The organism is Streptomyces sp. NBC_01408 (assembly GCF_026340255.1).
Classification (GTDB): Bacteria; Actinomycetota; Actinomycetes; order Streptomycetales; family Streptomycetaceae; genus Streptomyces.
The window spans coordinates 4,090,544-4,115,051 of sequence record NZ_JAPEPJ010000001.1 but is presented as its reverse complement, the minus strand read 5'-3'; the positions used below and the strand labels follow the sequence as shown (position 1 = coordinate 4,115,051).

The 24,508-nt window shown below is 71.7% G+C and carries 22 protein-coding genes; 2 read left to right on the top strand and 20 right to left on the bottom strand.

Translation table 11 applies throughout. The features are described from left to right. Window positions 1-310 precede the first annotated feature (310 nt). Together OG447_RS18755 and fmt are read right to left on the bottom strand one after the other, a co-directional pair. Window positions 311-1,771, bottom strand: a complete 1,461-nt coding sequence (locus OG447_RS18755; protein ID WP_266937923.1) for an RsmB/NOP family class I SAM-dependent RNA methyltransferase — start codon at window positions 1,769-1,771, stop codon at window positions 311-313. A 137-nt stretch (window positions 1,772-1,908) separates the two neighbouring features. Further along, complete coding sequence (gene fmt, locus OG447_RS18750; RefSeq protein WP_266937922.1) at window positions 1,909-2,853, bottom strand: methionyl-tRNA formyltransferase; 945 nt, start codon at window positions 2,851-2,853, stop codon at window positions 1,909-1,911. 308 nt (window positions 2,854-3,161) lie between these two features. Here fmt and OG447_RS18745 point away from each other — a divergent pair, with 308 nt between their 5' ends. Continuing rightward, window positions 3,162-3,683 (top strand): hypothetical protein, encoded by a 522-nt coding sequence (locus tag OG447_RS18745; RefSeq protein ID WP_266937921.1) that lies wholly within the window; start codon window positions 3,162-3,164, stop codon window positions 3,681-3,683. A 156-nt stretch (window positions 3,684-3,839) separates the two neighbouring features. On the opposite strand, the gene OG447_RS18740 is transcribed toward OG447_RS18745, so the two are convergent. From OG447_RS18740 to pyrR, 14 genes are all read right to left on the bottom strand, one after another. Continuing rightward, window positions 3,840-5,888 (bottom strand): primosomal protein N', encoded by a 2,049-nt coding sequence (locus OG447_RS18740; protein ID WP_266938935.1) that lies wholly within the window; start codon window positions 5,886-5,888, stop codon window positions 3,840-3,842. A gap of 172 nt (window positions 5,889-6,060) precedes the next feature. After that, window positions 6,061-7,269, bottom strand: a complete 1,209-nt coding sequence (metK, locus tag OG447_RS18735) for a methionine adenosyltransferase (RefSeq protein ID WP_266937920.1) — start codon at window positions 7,267-7,269, stop codon at window positions 6,061-6,063. Window positions 7,270-7,463: 194 nt separating this feature from the next. Beyond that, entirely contained in the window at window positions 7,464-8,693 is a 1,230-nt protein-coding gene (gene coaBC / locus OG447_RS18730; protein WP_266937919.1) for a bifunctional phosphopantothenoylcysteine decarboxylase/phosphopantothenate--cysteine ligase CoaBC, read from the bottom strand. A gap of 110 nt (window positions 8,694-8,803) precedes the next feature. Continuing rightward, the gene (gene rpoZ / locus OG447_RS18725; protein ID WP_004948662.1) at window positions 8,804-9,076 is read right to left on the bottom strand and encodes a DNA-directed RNA polymerase subunit omega; all 273 of its coding nucleotides are present in this window, start codon (window positions 9,074-9,076) and stop codon (window positions 8,804-8,806) included. A 63-nt stretch (window positions 9,077-9,139) separates the two neighbouring features. Further along, on the bottom strand, window positions 9,140-9,703 hold the full coding sequence (gmk, locus tag OG447_RS18720) for a guanylate kinase (protein ID WP_266937918.1): 564 nt from the start codon (window positions 9,701-9,703) through the stop codon (window positions 9,140-9,142). 61 nt (window positions 9,704-9,764) lie between these two features. Beyond that, complete coding sequence (locus OG447_RS18715) at window positions 9,765-10,088, bottom strand: integration host factor (RefSeq protein ID WP_008740406.1); 324 nt, start codon at window positions 10,086-10,088, stop codon at window positions 9,765-9,767. Window positions 10,089-10,425: 337 nt separating this feature from the next. Continuing rightward, a complete protein-coding gene (gene pyrF / locus OG447_RS18710) occupies window positions 10,426-11,268 on the bottom strand; it encodes an orotidine-5'-phosphate decarboxylase (protein WP_266937917.1) in 843 nt (280 codons plus the stop codon). Next, window positions 11,265-12,374, bottom strand: a complete 1,110-nt coding sequence (locus OG447_RS18705) for a quinone-dependent dihydroorotate dehydrogenase (RefSeq protein ID WP_266938934.1) — start codon at window positions 12,372-12,374, stop codon at window positions 11,265-11,267. Before OG447_RS18705 ends, pyrF begins: the two co-directional genes overlap by 4 nt. A 91-nt stretch (window positions 12,375-12,465) precedes the next feature. Continuing rightward, window positions 12,466-15,774, bottom strand: coding sequence for a carbamoyl-phosphate synthase large subunit (gene carB, locus OG447_RS18700; protein WP_266937915.1), 3,309 nt, complete (start codon window positions 15,772-15,774; stop codon window positions 12,466-12,468). After that, window positions 15,767-16,930, bottom strand: a complete 1,164-nt coding sequence (gene carA / locus OG447_RS18695) for a glutamine-hydrolyzing carbamoyl-phosphate synthase small subunit (RefSeq protein ID WP_266937914.1) — start codon at window positions 16,928-16,930, stop codon at window positions 15,767-15,769. Before carA ends, carB begins: the two co-directional genes overlap by 8 nt. Further along, on the bottom strand, window positions 16,927-17,508 hold the full coding sequence (locus OG447_RS18690) for a hypothetical protein (protein WP_266937912.1): 582 nt from the start codon (window positions 17,506-17,508) through the stop codon (window positions 16,927-16,929). The genes carA and OG447_RS18690 overlap by 4 nt, the downstream gene beginning before the upstream one ends. Next, window positions 17,505-18,791 (bottom strand): dihydroorotase, encoded by a 1,287-nt coding sequence (locus OG447_RS18685; protein WP_266937910.1) that lies wholly within the window; start codon window positions 18,789-18,791, stop codon window positions 17,505-17,507. The genes OG447_RS18690 and OG447_RS18685 overlap by 4 nt, the downstream gene beginning before the upstream one ends. A 2-nt stretch (window positions 18,792-18,793) precedes the next feature. Beyond that, on the bottom strand, window positions 18,794-19,789 hold the full coding sequence (locus tag OG447_RS18680; protein WP_266937909.1) for an aspartate carbamoyltransferase catalytic subunit: 996 nt from the start codon (window positions 19,787-19,789) through the stop codon (window positions 18,794-18,796). A gap of 128 nt (window positions 19,790-19,917) precedes the next feature. After that, window positions 19,918-20,505 carry a bifunctional pyr operon transcriptional regulator/uracil phosphoribosyltransferase PyrR gene (gene pyrR / locus OG447_RS18675; RefSeq protein WP_266937908.1) on the bottom strand — a complete coding sequence of 196 codons (588 nt, stop codon included), beginning with the start codon at window positions 20,503-20,505 and terminating at the stop codon, window positions 19,918-19,920. Window positions 20,506-20,770: 265 nt separating this feature from the next. Here pyrR and bldD point away from each other — a divergent pair, with 265 nt between their 5' ends. Further along, entirely contained in the window at window positions 20,771-21,271 is a 501-nt protein-coding gene (bldD, locus tag OG447_RS18670; protein ID WP_030026184.1) for a transcriptional regulator BldD, read from the top strand. A gap of 161 nt (window positions 21,272-21,432) precedes the next feature. Here bldD and nusB read toward each other — a convergent pair whose 3' ends face one another. From nusB to OG447_RS18650, 4 genes are all read right to left on the bottom strand, one after another. Continuing rightward, entirely contained in the window at window positions 21,433-21,864 is a 432-nt protein-coding gene (gene nusB, locus OG447_RS18665) for a transcription antitermination factor NusB (protein WP_266937907.1), read from the bottom strand. Between the two features lie 3 nt (window positions 21,865-21,867). After that, entirely contained in the window at window positions 21,868-22,434 is a 567-nt protein-coding gene (gene efp, locus OG447_RS18660; protein ID WP_266937906.1) for an elongation factor P, read from the bottom strand. 58 nt (window positions 22,435-22,492) lie between these two features. Beyond that, window positions 22,493-23,599 carry an aminopeptidase P family protein gene (locus OG447_RS18655; RefSeq protein ID WP_266937905.1) on the bottom strand — a complete coding sequence of 369 codons (1,107 nt, stop codon included), beginning with the start codon at window positions 23,597-23,599 and terminating at the stop codon, window positions 22,493-22,495. A gap of 144 nt (window positions 23,600-23,743) precedes the next feature. Then, window positions 23,744-24,469 (bottom strand): AAA family ATPase, encoded by a 726-nt coding sequence (locus OG447_RS18650; RefSeq protein ID WP_266937903.1) that lies wholly within the window; start codon window positions 24,467-24,469, stop codon window positions 23,744-23,746. Window positions 24,470-24,508: the final 39 nt, after the last annotated feature.

Sequence of the window (24,508 nt, the reverse complement as noted above, 5' to 3'; positions counted from 1 at the left end):
CCACCTGGTCCACGCCTTCTTGCTGGACTGAAGGCCTCCCGTCACGGCGCTCGGGGCGCCGGTGCCGGGATCGGCGGGCACCTGGTTGAGCCTCATGGCCACGTGCTGCCCGTCGCCCGCACCGGCTTTGATCTGTTCCCACGCGTCCCACGCCATGCGCGCAGCCCCCGGTTGTTCCTGTCGATCACACCGACCGGGAACGCTACTTCGCACCGGAGCGCAGCTCATGAGTACCCGTACCTATGCTCCGCGTCCCTTTTTCCGACGGGGGACGACGGAGGGACACGGAGCCCGGGATCACGGCCCGGCCCTACGCCGTGCGCCTCAGCAGCGCCAGGTACATCGCGTCCGTGCCGTGCAGGTGCGGCCACAGCTGGACGTCCGGGCCGTCGCCCAGCGCCGGTACGCCCGCCATGTACGGCCGGGCGTCGACCAGTTCGGCGGAGACCGGGACGGCGCCCGCGCCGCGGCCCTTCAGTACGTCGTCCACGACCACCCGGGTTTCCGCCAGGTGCGGCGAGCAGGTCGCGTAGCCCACGACACCGCCCACGCGTACCGCCGAGAGCGCCTCCCGCAGCAGCCCGCGCTGGAGCGGCGCGAAGCCCTCCAGGTCCTCCGGGCGGCGGCGCCAGCGGGCCTCGGGCCGACGGCGCAGCGCGCCCAGGCCCGAGCACGGCACGTCCATCAGGACCCGGTCGAAGGAGCCCGGGAGCCACGGCGGCCGGGTGCCGTCCGCCGCGATGACCTGGTAGGGGCCGGGGTTGCCGGCCAGCGCGTGCCCCACGAGGCGCGCCCGGTGCGGCTGCTTCTCCGAGGCCAGCAGGAACGCCCCGCGCTGCGCCGCCAGCGCCGCGAGCAGGGCCGCCTTGCCGCCGGGGCCCGCGCAGCCGTCGAGCCAGCGCTCGTCGCGGCCCTCGACCGGTACAGCCGCCAGCGCCATCGCCACCAGCTGGCTGCCCTCGTCCTGCACGCCTGCGCGCCCGTCGCGCACGGCCTCCAGCGCGCCCGGCTCGCCGCCCTCGGACATCCGCACGGCGTACGGGGACCAGCGGCCCGGCAGCGCGGAGTCCTCGCCGACCGCCTCCAGCAGTTCCTCGGGCGTGGACCGTCCCGGCCGCGCCACCAGCGTGACCTCGGGCCGCTCGTTGTCGGCCTCCAGCAGGTCCTCGATCCCGGCGCGGCCGCCGCCCAGTGCGTCCCACAGGGCGCTGACGACCCACCGCGGGTGCGAGTGGTAGACGGCGAGGTGCTCCTCGGCGTCCTCCTCGTACGGCGGGGCGACCCGCTCCAGCCAGCCCTCCAGGTCGTGCGCGGAGATCTTCCGCAGTACGGCGTTCACGAACTTCGCGCGCCCGTCCCCGAGCACCACCCGGGCCAGCTCCACGCTCGCGGAGACGGCCGCGTGGGTCGGGATGCGGGTGCCCAGCAGCTGGTGGGCGCCGAGCGAGAGCACGTCCAGCACCGGCGGGTCCACCTCCCGCAGCGGGCGGTCGATGCAGGCCTTGATCACGGCGTCGTACGTGCCCTGGCGGCGCAGCGTCCCGTAGACCAGCTCGGTGGCCAGCGCCGCGTCCCGTGCCTGGAAGGTCTCGTCCTGGCGGGCCTTGCGCAGCAGCGGGGGCAGGACGAGGTTCGCGTAGGCGTCGCGCTCGTCCACCGCCCGCAGCACGTCGAAGGCCAGCTTCCGTACGGGGTCCTTCTTGGGACGGCGGTGCGGCCTGGCCGGCCGCTTGCCTGCGGCGCTGCTCGGGGGAGGGGACTGTTCGCTCACGTGAAAGGTGCTCCGGATGTACGAGGTGCCACGGGTGTGCGGGTGGGACGGCCTGTCGGCGGCCCGGGAAAGGGCCGGCCGGGCGGGGCGGGCTGCTCGGTGGCGCGCCCGCGCCGCTGCGACGGTGCGGGTGGGATTCAGCCTACGTCCGCACCGCCGAGCCGCTCGCCGGGGGCGATGCGCACCCCGCGCGCCCAGTCGGCGCCGCGCATCGGCTTCTTGCCCTGCGGCTGGACCCAGAGCAGCTCCACGGCGTGCGAGCCGGTGCCGACGTGGACGTTGTTCTTGGCGGGCGCCAGCACGCCGGGGGCCAGGTCCGTGCGGTCGGGCGCCAGGCCCACCGAGATCAGCTTGAGTCGCTCGCCGCGGAAGACGGTCCACGCGCCCGGCGCCGGGGTGCAGCCGCGCACCACGCGGTCGGCGCGCATGGCCGGGGCCGCCCAGTCGATCCGGGCGTCCTCCACGGTGATCTTGGGTGCGAGGGAGACCCCGTCGGCGGGCTGCGCGACGGCCCGCAGGGTGCCGTCCTCGATGCCGTCCATGGTGGCGGCGAGCAGGCCGGATCCGGCGAAGGCGAGCCGGGTCAGCAGGTCGCCGCTGGTGTCGGTCGGCCGGATCTCCTCGGTCAGGATCCCGTAGACCGGGCCGGTGTCCAGGCCCTCCTCGATGAGGAACGTGGACGCGCCGGTGACCTGGTCGCCCGCCATGATCGACTGCTGGACGGGGGCCGCCCCGCGCCAGGCGGGCAGCAGGGAGAAGTGCAGGTTGACCCAGCCGTGCCGGGGAATCTCCAGGGCGCTCTTGGGGATCAGCGCGCCGTAGGCGACGACCGGGCAGCAGTCCGGCCCGATCTCGCGCAGCCGGGCCTGGAAATCGGGGTCGCGCGGCCGGGCGGGCTTGAGGACCTCGATGCCGGCTTCCTCGGCGCGCTCGGCGACCGGGCTGGCGACGAGCCTGCGGCCGCGGCCGGCCGGCGCGTCGGGCCGGGTGATGACGGCCGCCACCTCGTGCCGCCCGGAGGCGATCAGGGCGTCCAGGGCGGGCACGGCGACCTCGGGGGTGCCTGCGAAGACCAGCTTCACTGGGGTCCTACCTCGCTATCTAGGCTGTCAGCAACGCACCAGTCTAGAGGGGCGGGTCCGAGGTGGCGTCGTCCGCCCGCAAGGGCGGAAAGGTGTCAGGCGCACGTGGTGCACCGCCTGAGTGCGGGCCGCCGCCGATAGGGGGCGTACGCACACACGCGCGCCTCTCGCATATGCCGACACGCCCCCAGAGCGTGACCTGGCCGCCAGGTGGCGCGTTGGTCAAGAGAGATTGACCAAAACGGGCCGCGTTTGAACGGTGTACGCGGCCCGCTCCGCCCTTCAGCACCGGTTCGAGAGGCTTCTTCATGGCCGACCACGCCACCCACGACGCCCAAGCCCGGGCCAGCCTGCACCTCCTGGTGCGGGACATCGAGCGGGTTCGCCGGCAGGTGGATGCCCTGCGTACGCTGACCGCCCAGCTCGGCAATGTGTACCGCCCGCGCCGCTCAGGTCCCTCCACAGGCTTCGTCGTCTACGGCCGGGCGCCCGCGCCCACCGTCCGCCTCGCCCAGGAGCTGCGGGACAGCGTCGAGACGCTGGTCACCGCGGCGGTCGACTTCGACCGCTCGCTCGGCTTCTCGTGGGACGCGGTCGGCTCGGCGCTCGGCGTCACCAAGCAGGCCGTGCACCGGCGCTACGGCGCCCGCCGGGCGCAGAGCGCCGAGCCCACCGAGCAGCTCGCCGAGGCCACGGCCCCCCGGGCCCTCGGGCCGCTCCCCACGGTCCCGGCGGCCCGCTCCGTACCGCCGCAGCCGATGCGCGAGGAATCCCAGGCCGCGGCGGGCGCCGCCCGCCAGTCGGCCTTCCCCGGCCCCCGCAACGGCTGACGTAGCCGCCCCGCCCACCGCCGGGACGCCGACCCCCGACGGCCGGGCGACACCAGCCCGTACCGGACGCGCCCCCGGCGGAACGATCCTCGCGGTCACCGCCGGGGGCGCTCGTGCTCCGGCCCGGCTTCCGGACCCCTGTGCGGCCCCGCGCCGTCAGCCGATGTCCAGCGGGTCGATCCGGACCCACACCGCGTCCGAGGCCGCGACGCCGCGCGCCAGGCGGGCCGCCTGGGCCGACTTGAGGGCCGTGGCGAGCGCGGCTCCGCTGCCCGGCGGGACCCGGACCAGCGCCCGCTCCCCCGGCGACGGCTCCCCGCGCCGCCCGGGCAGCGGCACCGGGCCCAGGATCTCGGCGTCCGCGGGCAGGTCGGCGGCGGCCAGGAAGTCCTCCACGGCGGCGCCGCGTCCGATGACGGACGCCATCCGGGACACCGGCGGGAACCGCAGTTCGGCGCGTTCCGCCAGCTCCCGCAGCGCGTGGCCGACCGGGTCCCACCTGACCAGCGCCTGAACGGGCCGCAACGTCGGCTCGGCCACGACCACCACCTGGCCGTCGCCGCGTACGAGGCAGGACGCGGCGATCCAGCGCCGCAGGGCCTCCTCCCCGGCCCTCAGGTCGGGAAAGCCGACCATGGCCCAGCCGTCCAGCAGCAGGGCGGCCGCGTATCCGGCGCCCTCGGCCACCGGTTCCGCCCCGGGGGTCGACACGACGAGCGCGGGCGCGTCGGGCACGCGTTCCAGGACGTGGTCGCGGCCCGAGGTGCGCACCGGCACCGCGGGGAAGGCCCGACCGAGCTCCTCGGCGGTCCGCCGGGCGCCGACGACCTGCGCCCGCAGCCGGAACGAGCCGCACTCCTCGCAGTGCCAGGCGGTCTCCTGGAGCCCGCACCACCCGCAGTGCAGCTCCCGCTCGTCCGGGGCCTCCAGCGGTCCGGCGCAGGTCCGGCAGCGCGCCGGTGTCCGGCACCGCTCGCAGGCCAGCCGGGGCACGTAGCCGCGCCGCGGCACCTGGACGAGTACGGGCCCGGTCTTGAGCCCCTCCCGTACGGTCTCCCAGGCCAGGCTCGGCAGCCGGGCGGCCCGGGCCGCGCCGTCCCGGGCCAGGAGCTCGTCGCCGACGGTCCGGATCCTGGGCGCGACGGCGCGTACGGTCTCGCGGTCGGCGACCAGCGGCCGGGCCCAGCCGGACTCCACGAGCTGGGCGGCCTCCACGGTGCAGCTGGTGCTGCCCAGCAGGAAGCCGCAGCCCTCGGTCAGCGAGCGCAGCTGGAGCACCTCGCGCACGTGCGGGTGGGGGACGTTGGTGTCGCTGTGGCTGGCGTCCCCGTCGTCCCAGATCGCCACCAGGCCGAGGCGGTGCACCGGGGCGAACATCGCGGCCCGGGTCCCGATGACGGCCCGCACGGATCCGCGGTGCACCGCGAGCCATTGGGAATAGCGCTTCTGTGGGCCGGACTCGGCCGTGAGGAGGGAGTGCAGGCCCTTCCCGACGAGGGCGGTCAGCGCCTCGTCCACCCGCGCGGCGGCGCGGCCGTCGGGGAGCACGGCCAGCGCTCCACGGCCCGAGGCGAGGGTGGCCGCCATGGCCCGGGCGAGTTCCTCGGGCCAGCCCGGTCCGGGCAGGGCGGTCCACACCGCGCGCGGGCTCGCGCCGGAGGCCAGCTCCCGCAGGAAACCGGGGCCCGCCGGGTAGCGGTCCCAGCCGCCGGGGGCGGGCGCATCGGGTGCGGGCAGCGGGTCGGGCGAGGGCCGGCTCTCGGCCTGTCCGTGGCGGGGCGGGATCGCCAGTTGCAGGACGTCGGCCAGGCTGCCGCCGTAGCGGCGGGCGACGGCCCGGGCGAGCTGCTCGATCTGCGGGCTGAGCACCCGCTCCGGCGACACCACCTGGGCCAGGGCCGCCAGGGGGCCCTCGTAGTCCGTCTCGGCCACCCGCTCGATGAGGTAGCCGTCGATCAGGCCGCCGCCCTCGCGCCGCCCCTCCCGCACCCGGCCCTCGCCCGCGCCGAAGCGCACCCGGACGCGGACCCCGGGCTGGGCGTCCTCGGCGAGGCTCTCGGGGACGGCGTAGTCCCAGGTCTGGTCGAGGTGCAGGACACCCTTGTTCACCAGGACCCTGGCGATCGGCAGCTCCGGGGCCAGCGCCGCGCCGCGCCAGGTGCGCGGTTTCGCCTTGGGTGCCTTGGCCTTCGCCTCGGCCACCATCTCCCGGATCAGCGCGAGCTGCTCCGGCGGGGAATCGTTCGAGCTGCTCACATCAGCATTCTTACCAAACCCCGCTGACAGCGGTGGCGTGGTCCTCGGCCGCGGACCCACGCGAACGGCCCCGGACCAGCTGGCCAGCTGGTCCGGGGCCGTTCGGTTCGAGCGGTGGTGCTTACAGACCGGCGGCGGCGCGCAGGGCGTCGACGCGGTCGGTGCGCTCCCAGGTGAAGTCGGGGAGCTCACGGCCGAAGTGGCCGTAGGCGGCGGTCTGCGCGTAGATCGGGCGCAGCAGGTCCAGGTCGCGGATGATCGCGGCGGGGCGGAGGTCGAAGACCTGCCCGATCGCGTCCTCGATCTTCTGGATCTCCACCTTGGCGGTGCCGAAGGTCTCGACGAACAGGCCCACCGGCTCGGCCTTGCCGATCGCGTACGCGACCTGGACCTCGCAGCGCGAGGCCAGACCCGCGGCGACCACGTTCTTGGCGACCCAGCGCATCGCGTACGCGGCGGAGCGGTCGACCTTGGACGGGTCCTTGCCCGAGAACGCGCCGCCACCGTGGCGGGCCATGCCGCCGTAGGTGTCGATGATGATCTTGCGACCGGTCAGGCCGGCGTCGCCCATCGGGCCGCCGATCTCGAAACGGCCGGTCGGGTTCACCAGGAGCCGGTAGCCCTCGGTGTCGAGCTTGATGCCGTCCTCGATGAGCTGGGCCAGCACGTGCTCGACGACGAACTCACGGATGTCGGGAGCGAGCAGCGAGTCCAGGTCGATGTCCGAGGCGTGCTGCGAGGACACCACGACGGTGTCCAGGCGAACGGCCTTGTCACCGTCGTACTCGATGGTGACCTGGGTCTTGCCGTCGGGACGCAGGTACGGGATGGTCCCGTTCTTGCGGACCTCGGACAGCCGCTTGGAGAGCCGGTGCGCCAGGTGGATCGGGAGCGGCATCAGCTCGGGCGTCTCGTCGCACGCGTAGCCGAACATCAGGCCCTGGTCGCCCGCGCCCTGCTTGTCGAGCTCGTCCTCGTCGCCTTCGACACGCTTCTCGTACGCGGTGTCGACACCCTGCGCGATGTCCGGGGACTGCGCCCCGATGGACACCGACACGCCGCACGAGGCGCCGTCGAAGCCCTTCTTCGAGGAGTCGTAGCCGATCTCGAGGATCTTGTCGCGGACGAGCTGAGCGATCGGCGCGTACGCCTTCGTCGTCACCTCTCCCGCGATGTGCACGAGACCGGTGGTGATGAGCGTCTCCACGGCCACACGCGAGGTCGGGTCCTCGCGCAGCAAGGCGTCGAGGATCGTGTCGCTGATCTGGTCAGCGATCTTGTCGGGGTGGCCCTCGGTGACGGACTCCGAGGTAAACAGGCGGCGGGACACATCGCTCCCTGGGGTTGCAGCGGCTGCTGGCTGATCATTTGGCGGAACCACATCGGAGGCTGCGCCCGATCACGTTCCGAATGCAGTTTATCCGTCGCCACCGTTGAACGGACCACCCGTCTCGCCTTATGGGAGCCACGTGACCTGCGACACTCCATTCTGACTCACGGATTCGCGCAGGAGAAGCGCCCCGCTCAGGCGCGTCGCGGGGAAAGCCTGGGGGCCACTTGGTCCCAGATCACCTCTGCCAGAGCTTCCTTCGGACCATAGGGAACCTGTAGCTCGGCTCCATCCGAGGCCAGGATCACAGCCTCGTTCTCCTCCGAGCCGAAGGTCTTGGCCTCTCCCACCTCGTTCACGACGAGCAGATCGCAGCCCTTGCGCTTGAGCTTGGCCCGGCCGTTGGCCAGCACGTCGTCGGTCTCGGCGGCGAACCCCACCACCACCTGCCCCTCCCGGGCCCGGTCGGCCGAGATCTCCGCGAGTACGTCCGGATTGCGCACGAGCGCGACGGGGGCGGGCTCCTGCCCGTCCTTCTTCTTGATCTTGCCGGACGCGTACTCGGCGGGCCGGAAGTCGGCCACGGCCGCGGCCATCACCACGGCGTCGGCGTCCCGGGCCGCCTCCAGCACCGCCTCCCGCAGCTGCACGGCCGTCCCGACGCGTACGAGGTCCACCCCGGCCGGGTCGGCCAGCGCGGTGTTGGCCGCGACCAGGGTGACCCGGGCCCCGCGCGCCACGGCGGTGCGGGCGAGCGCGTACCCCTGCTTGCCGGAGGAGCGGTTGCCGAGGAAGCGCACCGGGTCCAGCGGCTCCCGCGTACCGCCGGCGCTGATCACCACATGGCGGCCGACGAGGTCCGGCTCCGCCGTCCCGCCCGGCAGACCGCCTCTCCTCAGGACGGCCCGGCACACCTCGAAGATCTCCTCGGGGTCGGGCAGCCGCCCCTTGCCGGTGTCCTTGCCGGTGAGCCGGCCGACGGCGGGCTCGATGACGACGGCTCCGCGCCGGCGCAGCGTGGCCACGTTCTCCTGGGTGGCCGGGTGCTCCCACATCTCGGTGTGCATGGCCGGGGCGAAGACCACCGGGCAGCGCGCGGTGAGCAGGGTGTTCGTGAGCAGGTCGTCGGCCAGTCCGTGGGCGGCCTTGGCCAGCAGGTCCGCGGTGGCCGGGGCGACGACGACCAGGTCGGCGGACTGGCCGATGCGCACGTGCGGCACCTCGTGGACGGTCTCCCACACCTCGGTGGAGGCGGGGTTCCCGGAGAGGGCGGCCCAGGTGGCCTCGCCGACGAAGTTCAGGGACGCCGCCGTGGGCACCACCCGTACCTCGTGGCCGGACTCGGTCAGCCGGCGCAGCAGCTCGCACGCCTTGTAGGCGGCGATCCCGCCGCTGACCCCCAGCACGACCTTCGGCTTACCCACCGGACACTCCCCTTCAGGATCCATCTCACTGTGACACCTATGGGGCCTATGACACACCACAGGCCCGGCAGATGCTCTGCCGGGCCTGTGGTGAAAGGATTCTCGGTGCCTTACTGAGCCGGGGCCTCGATGGCCTCGGAGGTCAGCAGACCCGCGTTGATCTCGCGCAGCGCGATCGAAAGCGGCTTCTCGTGGACGTGGGTGTCCACCAGCGGGCCGACGTACTCGAGCAGGCCCTCACCGAGCTGCGAGTAGTACGCGTTGATCTGACGCGCGCGCTTGGCCGCGTAGATCACGAGGCTGTACTTCGAGTCAGTAGCCTCGAGCAGCTCGTCGATCGGCGGGTTGATGATGCCCTCGGGCGCAGTGATGGAAGAGGACACGCTCTACCTTCCGAAGAATGGGTGAATGATCAAGCATTGACCGACATGAACATCGATCAACGATCAGACAACTTCCATCAAGGCTAGCAGCTCACGGGCTACGTCCTCGACGGAGGTGTTGACAAGGGTGGTGTCGAACTCCGATTCGGCAGCGAGTTCGATCTTTGCCTGCTCCAGGCGGCGCGCGATGACCTCGGCCGATTCGGTGCCGCGGCCGGTCAGCCGACGGACCAGCTCGTCCCAGCTCGGCGGGGCCAGGAAGACCAACTGGGCCTCGGGCATGGACTCCCGGACCAGCCGGGCGCCCTGAAGGTCGATCTCCAGCAGGACCGGCTCGCCGTTCTCCAGGCGTTCCAGTACCGCGCCGCGCGGTGTGCCGTAGCGGTTGCCCGCGAACTCGGCCCACTCCAGCAGCTCGCCGTTGGCGATCAGCTTGTCGAACTCGTCGTCGTTGACGAAGAAGTAGTGGACTCCATGTCGCTCACCGGGCCGCGGCTTGCGGGTGGTGGCCGACACCGAGAGCCATACCTCCGGGTGGACCTTGCGCATATGCGCGACGACCGTGCTCTTGCCGACCCCCGAGGGGCCGGAGAGCACGGTCAGCCGCGGACGAACCTCTGCTGCCATAGAGCGATTATCCAGGTTCTCGGGACTGCCTGAGAACGCCGGACGAACTCCGGGCGACGCGTCAGCCGGCAGGAGTGCCGAACTCACGCTCCAGAGAAGCGATCTGGTTGGAGCCGAGACCTCGAACACGCCGGGACTCGGAGATGCCGAGGCGCTCCATGATCTGCTTGGCGCGCACCTTGCCCACGCCAGGCAGCGACTCCAGCAGGGCGGAGACCTTCATCTTGCCGATGACGTCGTTCTCCTGGCCCGTCTTGATGACCTCTTGGAGCGAGGCGCCGGAGTGCTTGAGTCGATTCTTGACCTCGGCCCGCTCCCGGCGAGCCGCGGCGGCCTTTTCGAGCGCGGCTGCGCGCTGTTCAGGGGTAAGGGGCGGAAGAGCCACGCCTACGTCACCTCGGATGTCGAACTGTCGGATACGGACCGGTGCGGAACCCGCAGGCACCACACCTGGCGAGCTCCCGAACAGCGGTAATACTCGTTCGCTGCTCGTTCACTCTGATCGGAGACTAGCGGCCATGGCCGCTCCAGTCAGCGAGAACGGACGAAAAGTCCTGGTCAGCCTCCACTGAACCGTACATCACGGACAAAATACCCCTGTTTTGTCCGGTGAAAGCCGTTCGAATTTCGTCAAGCCGTACGACGCACCCGTCCCACGGCTGCCCTGAACGACCCGAATCCGTGTGCGGCGGAGCCCGCGCGGTCCGCGCAGGCCGCGGAGGCTACGCGGAGACGGCCGCGCGGATCTCGTCCGCGAAGGCGGCCGCGGAGGCGCGCAGGGCCGCGGTGTCCGGGCCGTGCTTCAGGACGCCCCGCGAGACGTTCGGCACGACGTTGCGCACGGCCTTGCCGAACACGGCCGGCAGGTCGGCGGCCGTGGCGCCCTGCGCGCCGATGCCGGGGGCCAGCAGCGGCCCGTTGATGTCCAGGTCGAAGGAGGACAGGTCACCCAGCGTGGCGCCGACCACGGCTCCGAAGGAGCCCATGGGCTCGGCGCCCGCGTTCTCCGCGGCCAGGTGGGCCAGCATCGTCGCGCCGATGGTGCGGCCGTCCTCGCGTACCGCCCGCTGGACCTCGGCGCCCTCCGGGTTCGAGGTGAGGGCCAGGACGAAGAGGCCGGCGCCCGACTCCCGCGCCAGGTCCACCGCGGGCTTCAGCGAGCCGTAGCCCAGGTACGGGGAGACCGTCAGCGCGTCGGAGAAGAGCGGGGAGGCCGGGTCCAGGAAGGCCGAGGCGTACGCCGCCATGGTCGAGCCGATGTCGCCCCGCTTGGCGTCCATCACCACGAGGGTGCCCGCCGCGCGCGCGTCGGCCACGGTCCGCTCCAGCACCGCGACACCGCGCGAGCCGAACCGCTCGAAGAAGGCCGCCTGCGGCTTGAAGACCGCCACCGACTCCGCCAGCGCCTCCACGACCGTACGGGAGAACCGCTCCAGGCCGGCGATGTCGTCGGCCAGGCCCCACTGCGCCAGCAGCGCGGCGTGCGGGTCGATCCCGACGCACAGCGGGCCTCGGGTGTCCATCGCCTCGCGCAGGCGGGTGCCGAACGGGGTCACAGTGCTCACTTGGCGGCCTTTCGGGTCTCGGCGCCCACCGCTTCGGCGAGCGTCGCGTACGGGCTGTTGGCCAGGCGCGCGGCCAGGCCCTTGTGGATGGCGCGGGCGTAGCAGGGGCCCTCGTAGATGAAGGCGCTGTAGCCCTGGACCAGCGTGGCGCCGGCCAGGATGCGCTGCCAGGCGTCCTCGGCGTTCTCGATGCCGCCGACCCCGACCAGGACCAGCCGGTCGCCCACGCGGGCGTACAGGCGGCGCAGGACCTCCAGCGAGCGCTCCTTTACGGGGGCGCCGGACAGCCCGCCGGTCTCCTTCACCAGGGACGGAGCGGACTTCAGCCCCAGGCCCTCGCGGGCGATGGTCGTGTTGGTCGCGATGATGCCGTCGAGGCCGAGCTCCAGCGCCAGGTCGGCGACCGCGTCGACGTCCTCGTCGGCCAGGTCCGGAGCGATCTTGACCAGCAGCGGGACCCGGCGGTCGGTGACCACCCGGTCCGCGGCCTCGCGTACGGCGGTCAGCAGCGGCCGCAGCGATTCCGTGGCCTGGAGGTTGCGCAGCCCCGGGGTGTTCGGGGAGGAGACGTTCACCACGAGGTAGTCGGCGTGCCGGGCCAGGCGCTCGGTGGAGGCGACGTAGTCCCCCACCGCCTCCTCCTCGGGCACGACCTTGGTCTTGCCGATGTTGACGCCGACGACGGTGTTGAAGACCGGGCTACGGGCGGCCAGGCGCGCGGCGACGGCGGCCGAGCCCTCGTTGTTGAAGCCCATGCGGTTGATCAGCGCACGGTCCGGGACCAGCCGGAACAGCCGCTTCTTGGGGTTGCCAGGCTGGGCCTGGGCCGTGACCGTGCCGATCTCGATGTGGTCGAAGCCGAGCATCGACATGCCGTCGATGGCGACGGCGTTCTTGTCGAAGCCGGCCGCGAGCCCGAAGGGGCCGTGCATCCGCAGGCCGAGGGCCTCGGTGCGCAGGCCCTTGTGGCGGGGGGCGAGCCAGGCGGCGAGGAAGGTGCGCAGCACCGGGACGCGGGCGGCGAGGCGGATCCACCGGAAGGCCGTGTAGTGGGCCTGCTCCGGGTCCATCCGCTTGAAGACCAGGTTGAAGAAGAGCTTGTACATCGTCGAGAAGGATCCCTCTGCGCTCATGGGAAGGGGGACACCCGTCGTGAAACCGGTGTCCCCCCTCCCGTGTCCGGGCTGTACGGGCTTGCTAGTCGCGGGCCGCGGTCAGGTGCTCCGCGTGCTCCTGGAGGGAGCGCACGCCCACGCCGCCGTGGTTGAGGGCGTCGATGCCCTGCACGGCCGCGGCGAGCGCCTGGACCGTGGTCAGGCACGGGACGCCGCGTGCCACGGCCGCCGTGCGGATCTCGTAGCCGTCGAGGCGGCCGCCGGTCCCGTACGGGGTGTTGACGATCAGGTCGACCTGGCCGTCGTGGATCAGCTGGACGATGGTCTTCTCGCCGTTCGGGCCCTCGCCCTCGCTGAGCTTGCGCACCACGGTGGCGTTGATGCCGTTGCGGCGCAGCACCTCGGCGGTGCCGGAGGTGGCCATCAGCTCGAAGCCGTGGGCGACGAGCTCGCGCGCCGGGAAGATCATCGAGCGCTTGTCGCGGTTGGCGACGGAGATGAAGGCGCGGCCCTTGGTGGGCAGCGGGCCGTAGGCGCCGGCCTGCGACTTGGCGTAGGCCGTGCCGAAGACGGAGTCGATGCCCATGACCTCGCCGGTGGAGCGCATCTCCGGGCCGAGGACGGTATCCACGCCGCGGCCGTGGATGTCGCGGAAGCGCGACCACGGCATGACGGCCTCCTTGACGGAGATCGGCGCGTCGAGCGGCAGGGTGCCGCCGTCGCCGGTCTTCGGCAGCAGGCCCTCGGCGCGCAGCTCGGCGATGGTGGAGCCGAGCGAGATGCGGGCGGCGGCCTTGGCGAGGGGGACGGCGGTCGCCTTCGAGGTGAAGGGGACGGTCCGGGAGGCGCGCGGGTTGGCCTCCAGGACGTAGAGGATGTCGCCCGCCATCGCGAACTGGATGTTGATCAGGCCGCGGACGCCGACGCCCTTGGCGATGGCCTCGGTGGAGACGCGCAGGCGCTTGATGTCGTAGCCGCCGAGGGTGATCGGGGGCAGGGCGCAGGCGGAGTCGCCGGAGTGGATGCCGGCTTCCTCGATGTGCTCCATGACGCCGCCGAGGTAGAGCTCGTGGCCGTCGTAGAGGGCGTCGACGTCGATCTCGATGGCGTCGTCGAGGAACCGGTCGACCAGCACGGGGCGGGTCGGGGAGATCTCGGTGGACTCGGCGATGTACGACTCGAGGCGGGTCTCGTCGTAGACGATCTCCATGCCGCGGCCGCCGAGCACGTAGGACGGGCGCACCAGGACCGGGTAGCCGATCTCGTCGGCGATGGCCTTGGCGCCGGCGAAGGTGGTGGCGGTGCCGTGCTTGGGGGCGGGCAGGCCCGCGTCGGCGAGGACCTGGCCGAAGGCGCCGCGGTCCTCGGCGGCGTGGATGGCCTCCGGGGAGGTGCCGACGACGGGGACGCCGTTGTCCTTGAGGGCCTGGGCGAGACCGAGGGGGGTCTGGCCGCCGAGCTGGACGATGACACCGGCGATGGGGCCGGCCAGCGACTCGGCGTGGACGATCTCCAGCACGTCCTCGAGCGTCAGCGGCTCGAAGTACAGGCGGTCGGAGGTGTCGTAGTCCGTCGAGACGGTCTCCGGGTTGCAGTTGACCATCACGGTCTCGTAGCCGGCGTCGCTGAGGGCGAAGGAGGCGTGGACGCAGGAGTAGTCGAACTCGATGCCCTGGCCGATGCGGTTCGGGCCGGAGCCCAGGATGATGACCGCGGGCTTGGTGCGCGGCGCGACCTCGGACTCCTCGTCGTAGGACGAGTAGAAGTACGGGGTCTTCGCGGCGAACTCGGCGGCGCAGGTGTCGACCGTCTTGTAGACCGGGCGGACGCCCAGCGCGTGCCGGACCTCGCGGACGACGTCCTCGCGCAGGCCGCGGATCTCGGCGATCTGGGCGTCGGAGAAGCCGTGGCGCTTGGCCTCGGCGAGGATCTCGGGGTGGAGCTTCTCCACGGCGGCCAGCTCGTCCGCGATCTCCTTGATGAGGAAGAGCTGGTCGACGAACCAGGGGTCGATCTTCGTGTACTCGAAGACCTCTTCCTGGGTGGCGCCGGCGCGGATGGCCTGCATGACGGTGTTGATGCGGCCGTCGGTGGGGCGGACCGCGGTGGCGAGCAGCTCCTCCTTGTCGCCGACGGGGCCGACGAAGGTGAACTGCGAGCCCTTCTTCTCCAGGGAGCGCAGGGCCTTCTGGAGGGCCTCGGTGAAGTTGCGGCCGATGGCCATGGCCTCGCCCACCGACTTCATGGTGGTGGTGAGGGTGGCGTCGGCGAGCGGGAACTTCTCGAAGGCGAAGCGCGGGGCCTTGACGACGACGTAGTCGAGGGACGGCTCGAAGGAGGCCGGGGTCTTCTCGGTGATGTCGTTGGGGACCTCGTCGAGCGTGTATCCGATGGCCAGCTTGGCGGCGATCTTGGCGATCGGGAAGCCGGTGGCCTTCGAGGCGAGCGCCGAGGAGCGCGAGACGCGCGGGTTCATCTCGATGACGATGACGCGGCCGTCGACGGGGTCGATCGCGAACTGGATGTTGCAGCCGCCGGTGTCGACGCCGACCTCGCGGATGATCGCGATGCCGATGTCGCGCAGCCGCTGGTACTCGCGGTCGGTGAGCGTCATCGCCGGGGCGACGGTGATGGAGTCGCCGGTGTGGACGCCCATCGGGTCGAAGTTCTCGATGGAGCAGACGACGACCACGTTGTCCTTGGTGTCGCGCATCAGCTCCAGCTCGTACTCCTTCCAGCCGAGGATGGACTCCTCAAGGAGCACCTCGGTGGTCGGGGAGAGCGTGAGGCCCTGGCCGGCGATGCGGCGCAGCTCTTCCTCGTCGTGGGCGAAGCCGGAGCCGGCGCCGCCCATGGTGAAGGAGGGGCGCACGACGACGGGGTAGCCGCCGAGGGTGTCCACGCCCGCGATGACGTCGTCCATCGTGTGGCAGATGACCGAGCGGGCGGACTCGCCGTAGCCGATCTTCGCCTTGACGGCTTCGACGACGCCCTTGAAGAGGTCGCGGTCCTCGCCCTTGTTGATGGCCTCGACGTTGGCGCCGATCAGCTCGACGCCGTACTTCTCCAGCACACCCTGCTCGTGCATGGAGATCGCGGTGTTCAGCGCGGTCTGGCCGCCGAGGGTCGGGAGCAGCGCGTCGGGGCGCTCCTTCGCGATGATCTTCTCGACGAACTCGGGGGTGATCGGCTCGACGTACGTGGCGTCGGCGATCTCCGGGTCGGTCATGATCGTCGCGGGGTTGGAGTTCACCAGGATGACCCGCAGGCCCTCGGCCTTGAGGATGCGGCAGGCCTGGGTGCCGGAGTAGTCGAATTCGGCGGCCTGGCCGATGACGATCGGGCCGGAGCCGATGACCAGGACGGACTGGATATCGGTGCGCTTAGGCACGCTCGGCCTCCATCTGGGCGGTTTCCATCAAAGACGTGAAGCGGTCGAAGAGGTACGCGGCGTCGTGCGGGCCCGCGGCCGCCTCGGGGTGGTACTGGACGCTGAAGGCCGGCTGGTCGAGCAGCTGGAGGCCTTCGACGACCTGGTCGTTCAGGCAGACGTGGGAGACCTCGGCGCGGCCGTAGGCGGTCTCGGAGACCTTGTCGAGGGGCGCGTCGACGGCGAAGCCGTGGTTGTGCGCGGTGATCTCGACCTTGCCGGTGGTGCGGTCCTGCACCGGCTGGTTGATGCCGCGGTGGCCGTACTTCAGCTTGTAGGTGCCGAAGCCGAGCGCGCGGCCCAGGATCTGGTTGCCGAAGCAGATGCCGAAGAGCGGGGTCTTGCGGGCGAGGACGCCCTGCATGACGGACACGGCGTGGTCGGCGGTGGCCGGGTCGCCGGGGCCGTTGGAGAAGAACACGCCGTCGGGCTGGACCGCGTAGACGTCCTCGACGGTGGCGGTGGCGGGCAGCACGTGCACCTCGATGCCGCGCTCGGCCATCCGGTGCGGGGTCATGCCCTTGATGCCGAGGTCGATGGCGGCGACGGTGAAGCGCTTCTCGCCGATCGCGGGGACGACGTACGTCTCCTTGGTGGAGACCTCGGCGGAGAGGTTGGCGCCCTTCATCTGCGGGGCGGCCTGGACCTTGGCCAGCAGCGCCTCGTCGCGGACGCCCGCCCAGACGTCGCCGGAGAAGATGCCGACGCGCATGGCGCCGCGCTCGCGCAGGTGGCGGGTCAGGGCGCGGGTGTCGATGCCGGAGATCCCGACGACGCCCTGCTTGACGAGTTCCTCGTCCAGCGAGCGCCGGGAGCGCCAGTTGGAGGGGACGCGGGCTGGGTCGCGTACGACGTAGCCGGCCACCCAGATGCGGGAGGACTCGGGGTCCTCGTCGTTGACGCCGGTGTTGCCCACGTGCGGGGCGGTCATCACGACGACCTGCCGGTGGTACGACGGGTCGGTGAGGGTCTCCTGGTAGCCGGTCATGCCGGTGGAGAACACGGCCTCGCCGAAGGTCTCCCCCACAGCGCCGTAGGCACGGCCGCGGAAGATCCGACCGTCCTCCAGGACGAGTACGGCGGGAGCTTTGGCTGCTCCCCTGGTGGAGGTCGTCATCGTTCGGCGCCTTCCGTCGTGGTGGATGAGTTCATGAGGTTGATCGCCTCGACCCAGGCGGCGTGCTCGGCCGCGCGGTCGGAGCGGAATCCGGAGTCGATCTGCTTGTCACCGTGCGCCCAGGTGACGACGAGCAGACCGCCCTCGGTGAGTACCTTGCCCGCGATTCCCTTGTCGAGGCGGGCGCCGCGCAGCTGCGCGGCCGGTACGAAGAAGTCGGTGGCACCCGGACGGACCACGTCGAGGCCCGCGTCGGTGAGCGTGAGCTCGACCCGGCTGCGGACGCCCAGTCCGTGGGCGACGATCCGGTCGAGCCACTGCCCGGCGGTGGTGGACCCGTGGTACCGGCCGGTCAGGGCCAGCCGGTGCTCGGGGAGACCGTCGGGGGCGGCGGGCAGCTCCGGCAGATCGTTCTGCAGCGCGCCTCGCCATTTCCAGCCCTGCCGCATCAGCCAGTACACGAACGCGATGAAGACGAGCAGGCCGAGCACCCACGCCATGCGTGCGCCCCAGTCCGTCACCTCCGCCGACCGTCGTTCGGCGGCCTCGGCGGCCAGTTGGATTACTGCAGGTGTCACGCCAGCGTCCCGTCCACGACCGTTGCCCGGCCCCGCAGGAAGGTGTGAGTGACGCGACCCGGCAGCTCACGGCCCTCGTAAGGCGTGTTGCGGCTGCGGGAAGCGAAATGTGCGGGGTCCACGACACCACGGTACGAGGTATCGACCAAGGTCAGGTTCGCGGGTTCACCTGCCGAGACGGGACGGCCGTGGTTCTCCAGGCCGCCGATCCGCGCCGGGGCGAAGGACATCCGCTCCGCGACGCCCGCCCAGTCGAGCAGGCCGGTCTCCACCATCGTCTGCTGGACGACGGAGAGCGCGGTCTCCAGGCCCACCATGCCCATGGCGGCGGCGGCCCACTCGCAGTCCTTGTCCTCGTGCGGGTGCGGGGCGTGGTCGGTGGCGACGATGTCGATCGTGCCGTCGGCGAGCGCCTCGCGCAGGGCCAGTACGTCGCGCTCGGTGCGCAGCGGCGGGTTGACCTTGTACACGGCGTTGTACGAGCGGACCAGTTCCTCGGTGAGGAGGAGGTGGTGCGGGGTGACCTCGGCGGTGACGTCGATGCCGCGGGACTTGGCCCAGCGGACGATCTCGACGGAGCCGGCGGTGGAGAGGTGGCAGATGTGGACGCGGGAGCCGACGTGTTCGGCGAGGAGGACGTCACGGGCGATGATCGACTCCTCGGCGACGGCGGGCCAGCCGCCCAGGCCGAGCTCGGCGGAGACGACGCCCTCGTTCATCTGGGCGCCCTCGGTGAGGCGGGGCTCCTGGGCGTGCTGGGCGACGACGCCGCCGAAGGCCTTCACGTACTCCAGGGCGCGGCGCATGATCACGGCGTCGTCGACGCACTTGCCGTCGTCGGAGAAGACGGTGACGCGGGCGGCGGACTCGTGCATGGCGCCCAGCTCGGAGAGCTGCTTGCCCTCCAGGCCGACGGTGACGGCGCCGATGGGCTGCACGTCGCAGTAGCCGGATTCCTTGCCGAGGCGCCAGACCTGCTCGACGACGCCGGCGGTGTCGGCGACCGGGAAGGTGTTCGCCATGGCGAAGACGGCGGTGTAGCCGCCGCTCGCGGCGGCGCGGGTGCCGGTGAGGACGGTCTCGGAGTCCTCGCGGCCGGGCTCGCGCAGGTGGGTGTGCAGGTCGACGAGGCCGGGGAGGAGGATCTGGCCCTCGGCCTCGATGACGGTCGCGCCCTCGGCGGACAGGTTCTGTCCGACCTCGGCGATGGTCTCGCCGTCGATCAGGACGTCCTGCGCCTCGCCACCGAGTACCTTCGCGCCACGGATCAGGATCTTGCTCATGGTTACTTCGTCTCCTCGGTGCGGGCTGCGGCGGCGGGGGTGGTGGTGACGGCGGGCTCGGAGCCTCCGAGCAGCAGGTACAGGACGGCCATCCGGGTGGAGACGCCGTTGGCGACCTGCTCGACGGCGGTGCAGCGGTCGGAGTCGGCGACCTCGGCGGTGATCTCCATGCCGCGGTTCATCGGGCCGGGGTGCATCACGATGGCGTGCTCGGGCATCTTCGCCATGCGGTCGCCGTTGAGCCCGTACCGGCGGGAGTACTCGCGCTCGGTCGGGAAGAAGGCGGCGTTCATGCGTTCGCGCTGCACACGCAGCATCATCACCGCATCGGACTTGGGCAGCACCTCGTCGAGGTTGTACGAGACCTCGCAGGGCCAGCTCTCGACGCCGATCGGGACCAGCGTGGGCGGGGCCACCACGGTGACGTGGGCTCCGAGGGTGTGCAGCAGCTGCACGTTGGAGCGGGCCACGCGGCTGTGCAGGACGTCGCCGACGATGGTGATCCGGCGGCCGTTCAGGTCCTTGCCGAGTCCGGCGTCCCGGCCGACCAGGCGGCGGCGCATGGTGAAGGCGTCCAGCAGGGCCTGGGTGGGGTGCTCGTGGGTGCCGTCGCCGGCGTTGACCACGGCGGAGTCGATCCAGCCGGAGGTCGCGAGCCGGTAGGGGGCGCCGGAGGCGTGGTGGCGGATGACGACCGCGTCCGCGCCCATGGCCTCCAGGGTCAGCGCCGTGTCCTTCAGGGATTCGCCCTTGGAAACGGAGGAGCCCTTGGCGGAGAAGTTGATGACGTCGGCGGAGAGCCGCTTGGCGGCCGCCTCGAAGGAGATCCGGGTCCGGGTCGAGTCCTCGAAGAAGAGGTTGACGACGGTGAGGCCGCGCAGGGTGGGCAGCTTCTTGATCGGCCGGTCCGCGACGCGGGCCATCTCCTCGGCGGTGTCGAGGATCAGGACGGCGTCGTCGCGCGTGAGATCGGCGGCCGAGATGAGGTGGCGCTTCATCTGGATGGCTCCGTGGGTCGGAAGGGCGCAGGCAGGCGGGCTGACTGGCGGGAGTACGGGCAGGGCAGGGCAGGGCGGAGCGGGCACGGCACGGCGCGGGACCCCGCGGGGCCCCTCACGCGTACGGGTTACTGCCCTGCTGCCCGGGGGGTCTGCTGGCCGAGCAGTACGGCGTCTCGGCCGTCCTCCTCCTGGAGCTGGACCTTGACGGTCTCCCGCAGCGACGTGGGGAGGTTCTTGCCGACGTAGTCGGCGCGGATCGGCAGTTCGCGGTGGCCGCGGTCGACGAGGACGGCGAGCTGCACGGCGCGGGGGCGGCCGAGGTCGCCGAGCGCGTCGAGGGCGGCGCGGATGGTGCGGCCGGAGAAGAGCACGTCGTCGACGAGGACGACCAGGCGTCCGTCGAGGTCGTCGCCGGGGATCTCGGTACGGCCGATCGCACGGGCGGGCTTCATCCGCAGATCGTCGCGGTACATGGTGATGTCGAGGGAACCCACCGGGATCTTCGCGCCGGTGATCTCTTCGAGTTTGGCGGCCAGCCGGCGGGCGAGGTACACGCCGCGGGTGGGGATGCCGAGGAGCACCACGTCGTCGGCGCCCTTGGCGCGTTCGACGATCTCGTGGGCGATGCGGGTCAGAACCCGCGCGATGTCCTGCGCCTCGAGAACGGGGCGGGCAGCATCGCCGGTCTGGATCTGAGCAGCCTGAGTGTCCAAGGAAAGGACCTCCTTCTCCGCCTCACGGGACGGACCTTAAAGGACGTCTGATGTACGTGGACCACGTTACCAGGGCCTTTCCGGCGCCTGCGCCCCGGGCCCCGCTCGGGCCCCCTGAAAAGGGCGGTGGAGACCATTCGGCTTGACGCATCCAAGTAACGCTGCGTAACCTCACAGTGAGTTACCAGCCGCGCGGCGGAGCCGCACGTGGTCAATGTCGTCACAGCGTCCATGTCGTCACAGCGTCACAGCGTCCGGGAGCGTTATGTCCAGCGAATACGCCAAACAGCTCGGGGCCAAGCTCCGCGCCATCCGCACCCAGCAGGGCCTTTCCCTCCACGGTGTCGAGGAGAAGTCCCAGGGCCGGTGGAAGGCCGTGGTGGTCGGTTCGTACGAGCGCGGGGACCGCGCCGTGACCGTCCAGCGCCTTGCCGAGCTGGCGGACTTCTACGGGGTTCCGGTGCAGGAGCTGCTGCCGGGCACGACTCCCGGCGGGGCCGCCGAGCCGCCGCCGAAGCTCCGTCTCGACCTGGAGCGCCTCGCGGGTGTGCCCGCGGAGAAGGCCGGTCCGCTCCAGCGTTACGCGGCCACGATCCAGAGCCAGCGCGGCGACTACAACGGCAAGGTGCTGTCGATCCGCCAGGACGACCTGCGCACCCTGGCCGTCATCTACGACCAGTCGCCCTCGGTCCTGACCGAGCAGCTGATCAGCTGGGGCGTGCTGGACGCGGACGCCCGTCGCGCCGTGGCGCACGAGGACGTCTGAGTCCCAGGCCGCAGACCAGCAGAAACGTTTACCGGTGGCGCCGGTCCCGCAAGGGGCCGGCGCCACCGGCGTTTCCGCGTCCGGCGGGCGGAGCGCGAAAAAAGCGGAGGGCCCGCAGCACGTGCGCTGCGGGCCCTGCCGTCCTGCCGAACCGCCGCGCACTACTCGCCGCGGCGCAGGCTCGGCTTCAGTTCCTTGAAGCGGCCCAGCAGACCGTTCACGAACGTAGGAGATTCGTCCGTGGAGAACTCCTTGGCCAGCTGGACGGCCTCGTCGATGGCCACGGCGTCCGGGGTGTCGTCCACCCAGATCAGCTCGTAGGCACCGAGCCGCAGGATGTTGCGGTCCACGACCGGCATGCGGTCGATTTCCCAGTCCACGGCGTAGGTGATGATCAGGTCGTCGATCCGGTTCACCTTGTCGGCGTAACCCTCGACCAGATCCATCGTGAAGGCGCTGACCGGCGGCTGCCGGTCGTCCGTCCGCGCGTGGCGGATCCAGTCCGCGAGGACCTCGCGCACGGGCACATCGCGCTGGTCGGCCTCGAAGAGGATCTGGAAAGCGCGCTTGCGCGCATTGCTCCGAGCAGCCACGGGTTAGTTGCTCTTCCGGCCGAGGTAGTCGCTGGTGCGCGTGTCGACCTTGACCGTCTCGCCGATGGTGATGAAGAGCGGGACCTGGATCTCGTAGCCGGTCTCCAGCGTGGCGGGCTTGGTGCCGCCGGTGGAGCGGTCGCCCTGCACGCCCGGGTCGGTGTGCTCGATCTTGAGCTCGACCGCGGCCGGGAGCTCGACGTAGAGCACCGAGCCCTCGTGCTGGGCGACGGAGGCGGTGAAGCCCTCGATCAGGAAGTTGGCGGCGTCGCCGACGGCCTTGCGGTCGACCATCAGCTGGTCGTAGGTGTCCATGTCCATGAAGACGAAGTACTCGCCGTCCATGTACGAGAACTGCATGTCACGGCGGTCGATGGTGGCCGTCTCGACCTTGACACCGGCGTTGAAGGTCTTGTCGACGACCTTGCCCGAGAGCACGTTCTTGAGCTTGGTGCGCACGAAGGCCGGGCCCTTGCCGGGCTTGACGTGCTGGAACTCGACGACGGACCAGAGCTGGCCCCCGTCGAGCTTCAGCACCATGCCGTTCTTGAGGTCGTTCGTGGAAGCCACGGTTGCGGAATCTCCTGCACTGGAAGACCACGGGTGCGCGCACAGTCCGGCGAGCGGACTAGAGCGCGAGCAGCTCCTTGGTCGTAATGGTGAGTAGCTCTGGACCGCCGTCCGCCTCGGGGCGCACGACGAGCGTGTCATCGATCCGGACACCTCCCCGGCCCGGGAGGTGAACCCCCGGTTCGACGGTGACCGGCACGCAAGCGTCCAGTTTACCCATTGCCGTAGGTGCAAGCTGCGGGTCCTCGTCGATTTCGAGACCGACGCCGTGTCCCATCCACGCCGCGAGGGCTTCCCCGTGGCCCGCGGAGTCCAGTACGGAGCGTGCCGCGTGGTCCACGTCCCGGTACGCGGCGCCGGGCAGCAGCGCCTCACGGCCGGCCCGCTGGGCGGCGAAGACGAGCTCGTACAGCTCGATCTGCCAGTCCGCCGGGGTGGTGCCGATCACGAACGTGCGGCCGATCTCGCACCGGTAGCCGCGGTAGTTGGCGCCCAGGCAGACGGAGAGGAAGTCGCCCTCCTCGACCCGCCGGTCGGAGGGCCGGTGCCGGGAGCGGCCGGAGTGCGGGCCGGTGCCGACGGAGGTCGGGAAGGCGGGCCCGTCCGCCCCGTGGTCGACGAGCCGCCGCTCCAGCTCCAGGGCGAGGTGGCGTTCGGTACGTCCCACCAGGATCGACTCCAGCAGCTCGCCGAGGGCCTGGTCGGCGATCTCGGCGGCGATCCGCAGGCAGGCGATCTCCTCCTCGTCCTTGACGAGGCGCTGCTGCTCCACGGCGGTGCCGAGGTCGGCGAGGCGCAGCCCGGGCGCCACGGAGCGCAGGGCCCGGTGCCGGCCCACGGTGAGGTGGTGCTCCTCGACCGCCAGCGAGTCGGCCCGTACGGCGGCGGTCAGGTCGGCGGCGGCGACCGCCGGGTCCCCGCCGGGGGACGACAGCACCGAGACGCTGAGCCGCTCGTCCAGGCGGCCCTCGTCGGCCTCGCCGGTGGGCGCCGCGGCGCAGAAGAGCACGTCCTCGGCCGGGCCCACGAGCAGGACGGCACCCAGCGGGGACGCCCCGGAGAGGTAGCGGACGTTCGCCGGACGCGTGATCAGTGCGGCGGCGTTCCCCGCGGCGGCACAGCGGTCGCGGAGCAGGCCACGGCGGGCGGCGTACACGTCTGACATGTCTTCGAGCGTACGAGCGCGGCGCGCCTCCGGCCTGGTGAGCGCGTCCGGACGTGCGGCTCGGGCTCCGCCCGCCCGGAGCCGGGGCTCAAACCCCTGGGGCTCCGCCCGAGACCCCGCGCCTCAATCGCCGGCGGGGCTGGATCAGGCCATCGCGCGCGCCAACGCCTCGTCGAGGGCGCGTGCCGTGCCCTCCACGTCCAGGTGGGAGTTGTCGATGATCGGGAGGCCGGAGCCGTACCAGCCGGCCATCCGGCCGTGGATCCGCGCGACCTCCTCGTCGGAGAGCCTGCGGTTGCCCGAGCGGGCCGCGTTGCGCTCCAGGACGATCTCCAGGCCCGGCAGCAGGACCACCGGCAGCAGCGCGGGGCCCACGTGCCGCTTCCAGCCGCCCAGCCCCACCACGGGCCGGTCCGGGAAGACGGCGTCGTCGAGGATGCAGGAGATCCCGTTCGCCAGGAAGTTGCGGGCGGCGAAGCCGCAGGTGCGGCGGGCGAGGCGGTACTGGGCCTCGGAATGGTCGTTCCAGCCCGCCTGCGGGTCCGCGAAGCCCGAGCAGACCCATTCCCGGACGTCGTCCAGGCTGACGTGGGCGGTCGGCACCGGGCGGGTGCTCGCCCAGTGCCGGGCCACGGTGGTCTTGCCCGCTCCCGCCGGGCCGATCAGCAGCACGGCGAGGGTGGCCCCTCCCGTACCCGCCACCGCGGGCGGCAGCGGAATGTGGCCGGTGGCCTCCATCACGGGCGGCGACAGGGGTGGCGGGGTGCCCGGCCAGCCCTGCGCCGGGGGTATCGGAGGTTGCGGCGGCGCGGCCGGGTGCTGTCCCGACTGTCCCCAGCCTGCGCCCCCGCCCCCCACTCCTTGCTGCATCCGCTGCCACTCCGTCTCGTTCCGGCGACTGATGCGAGA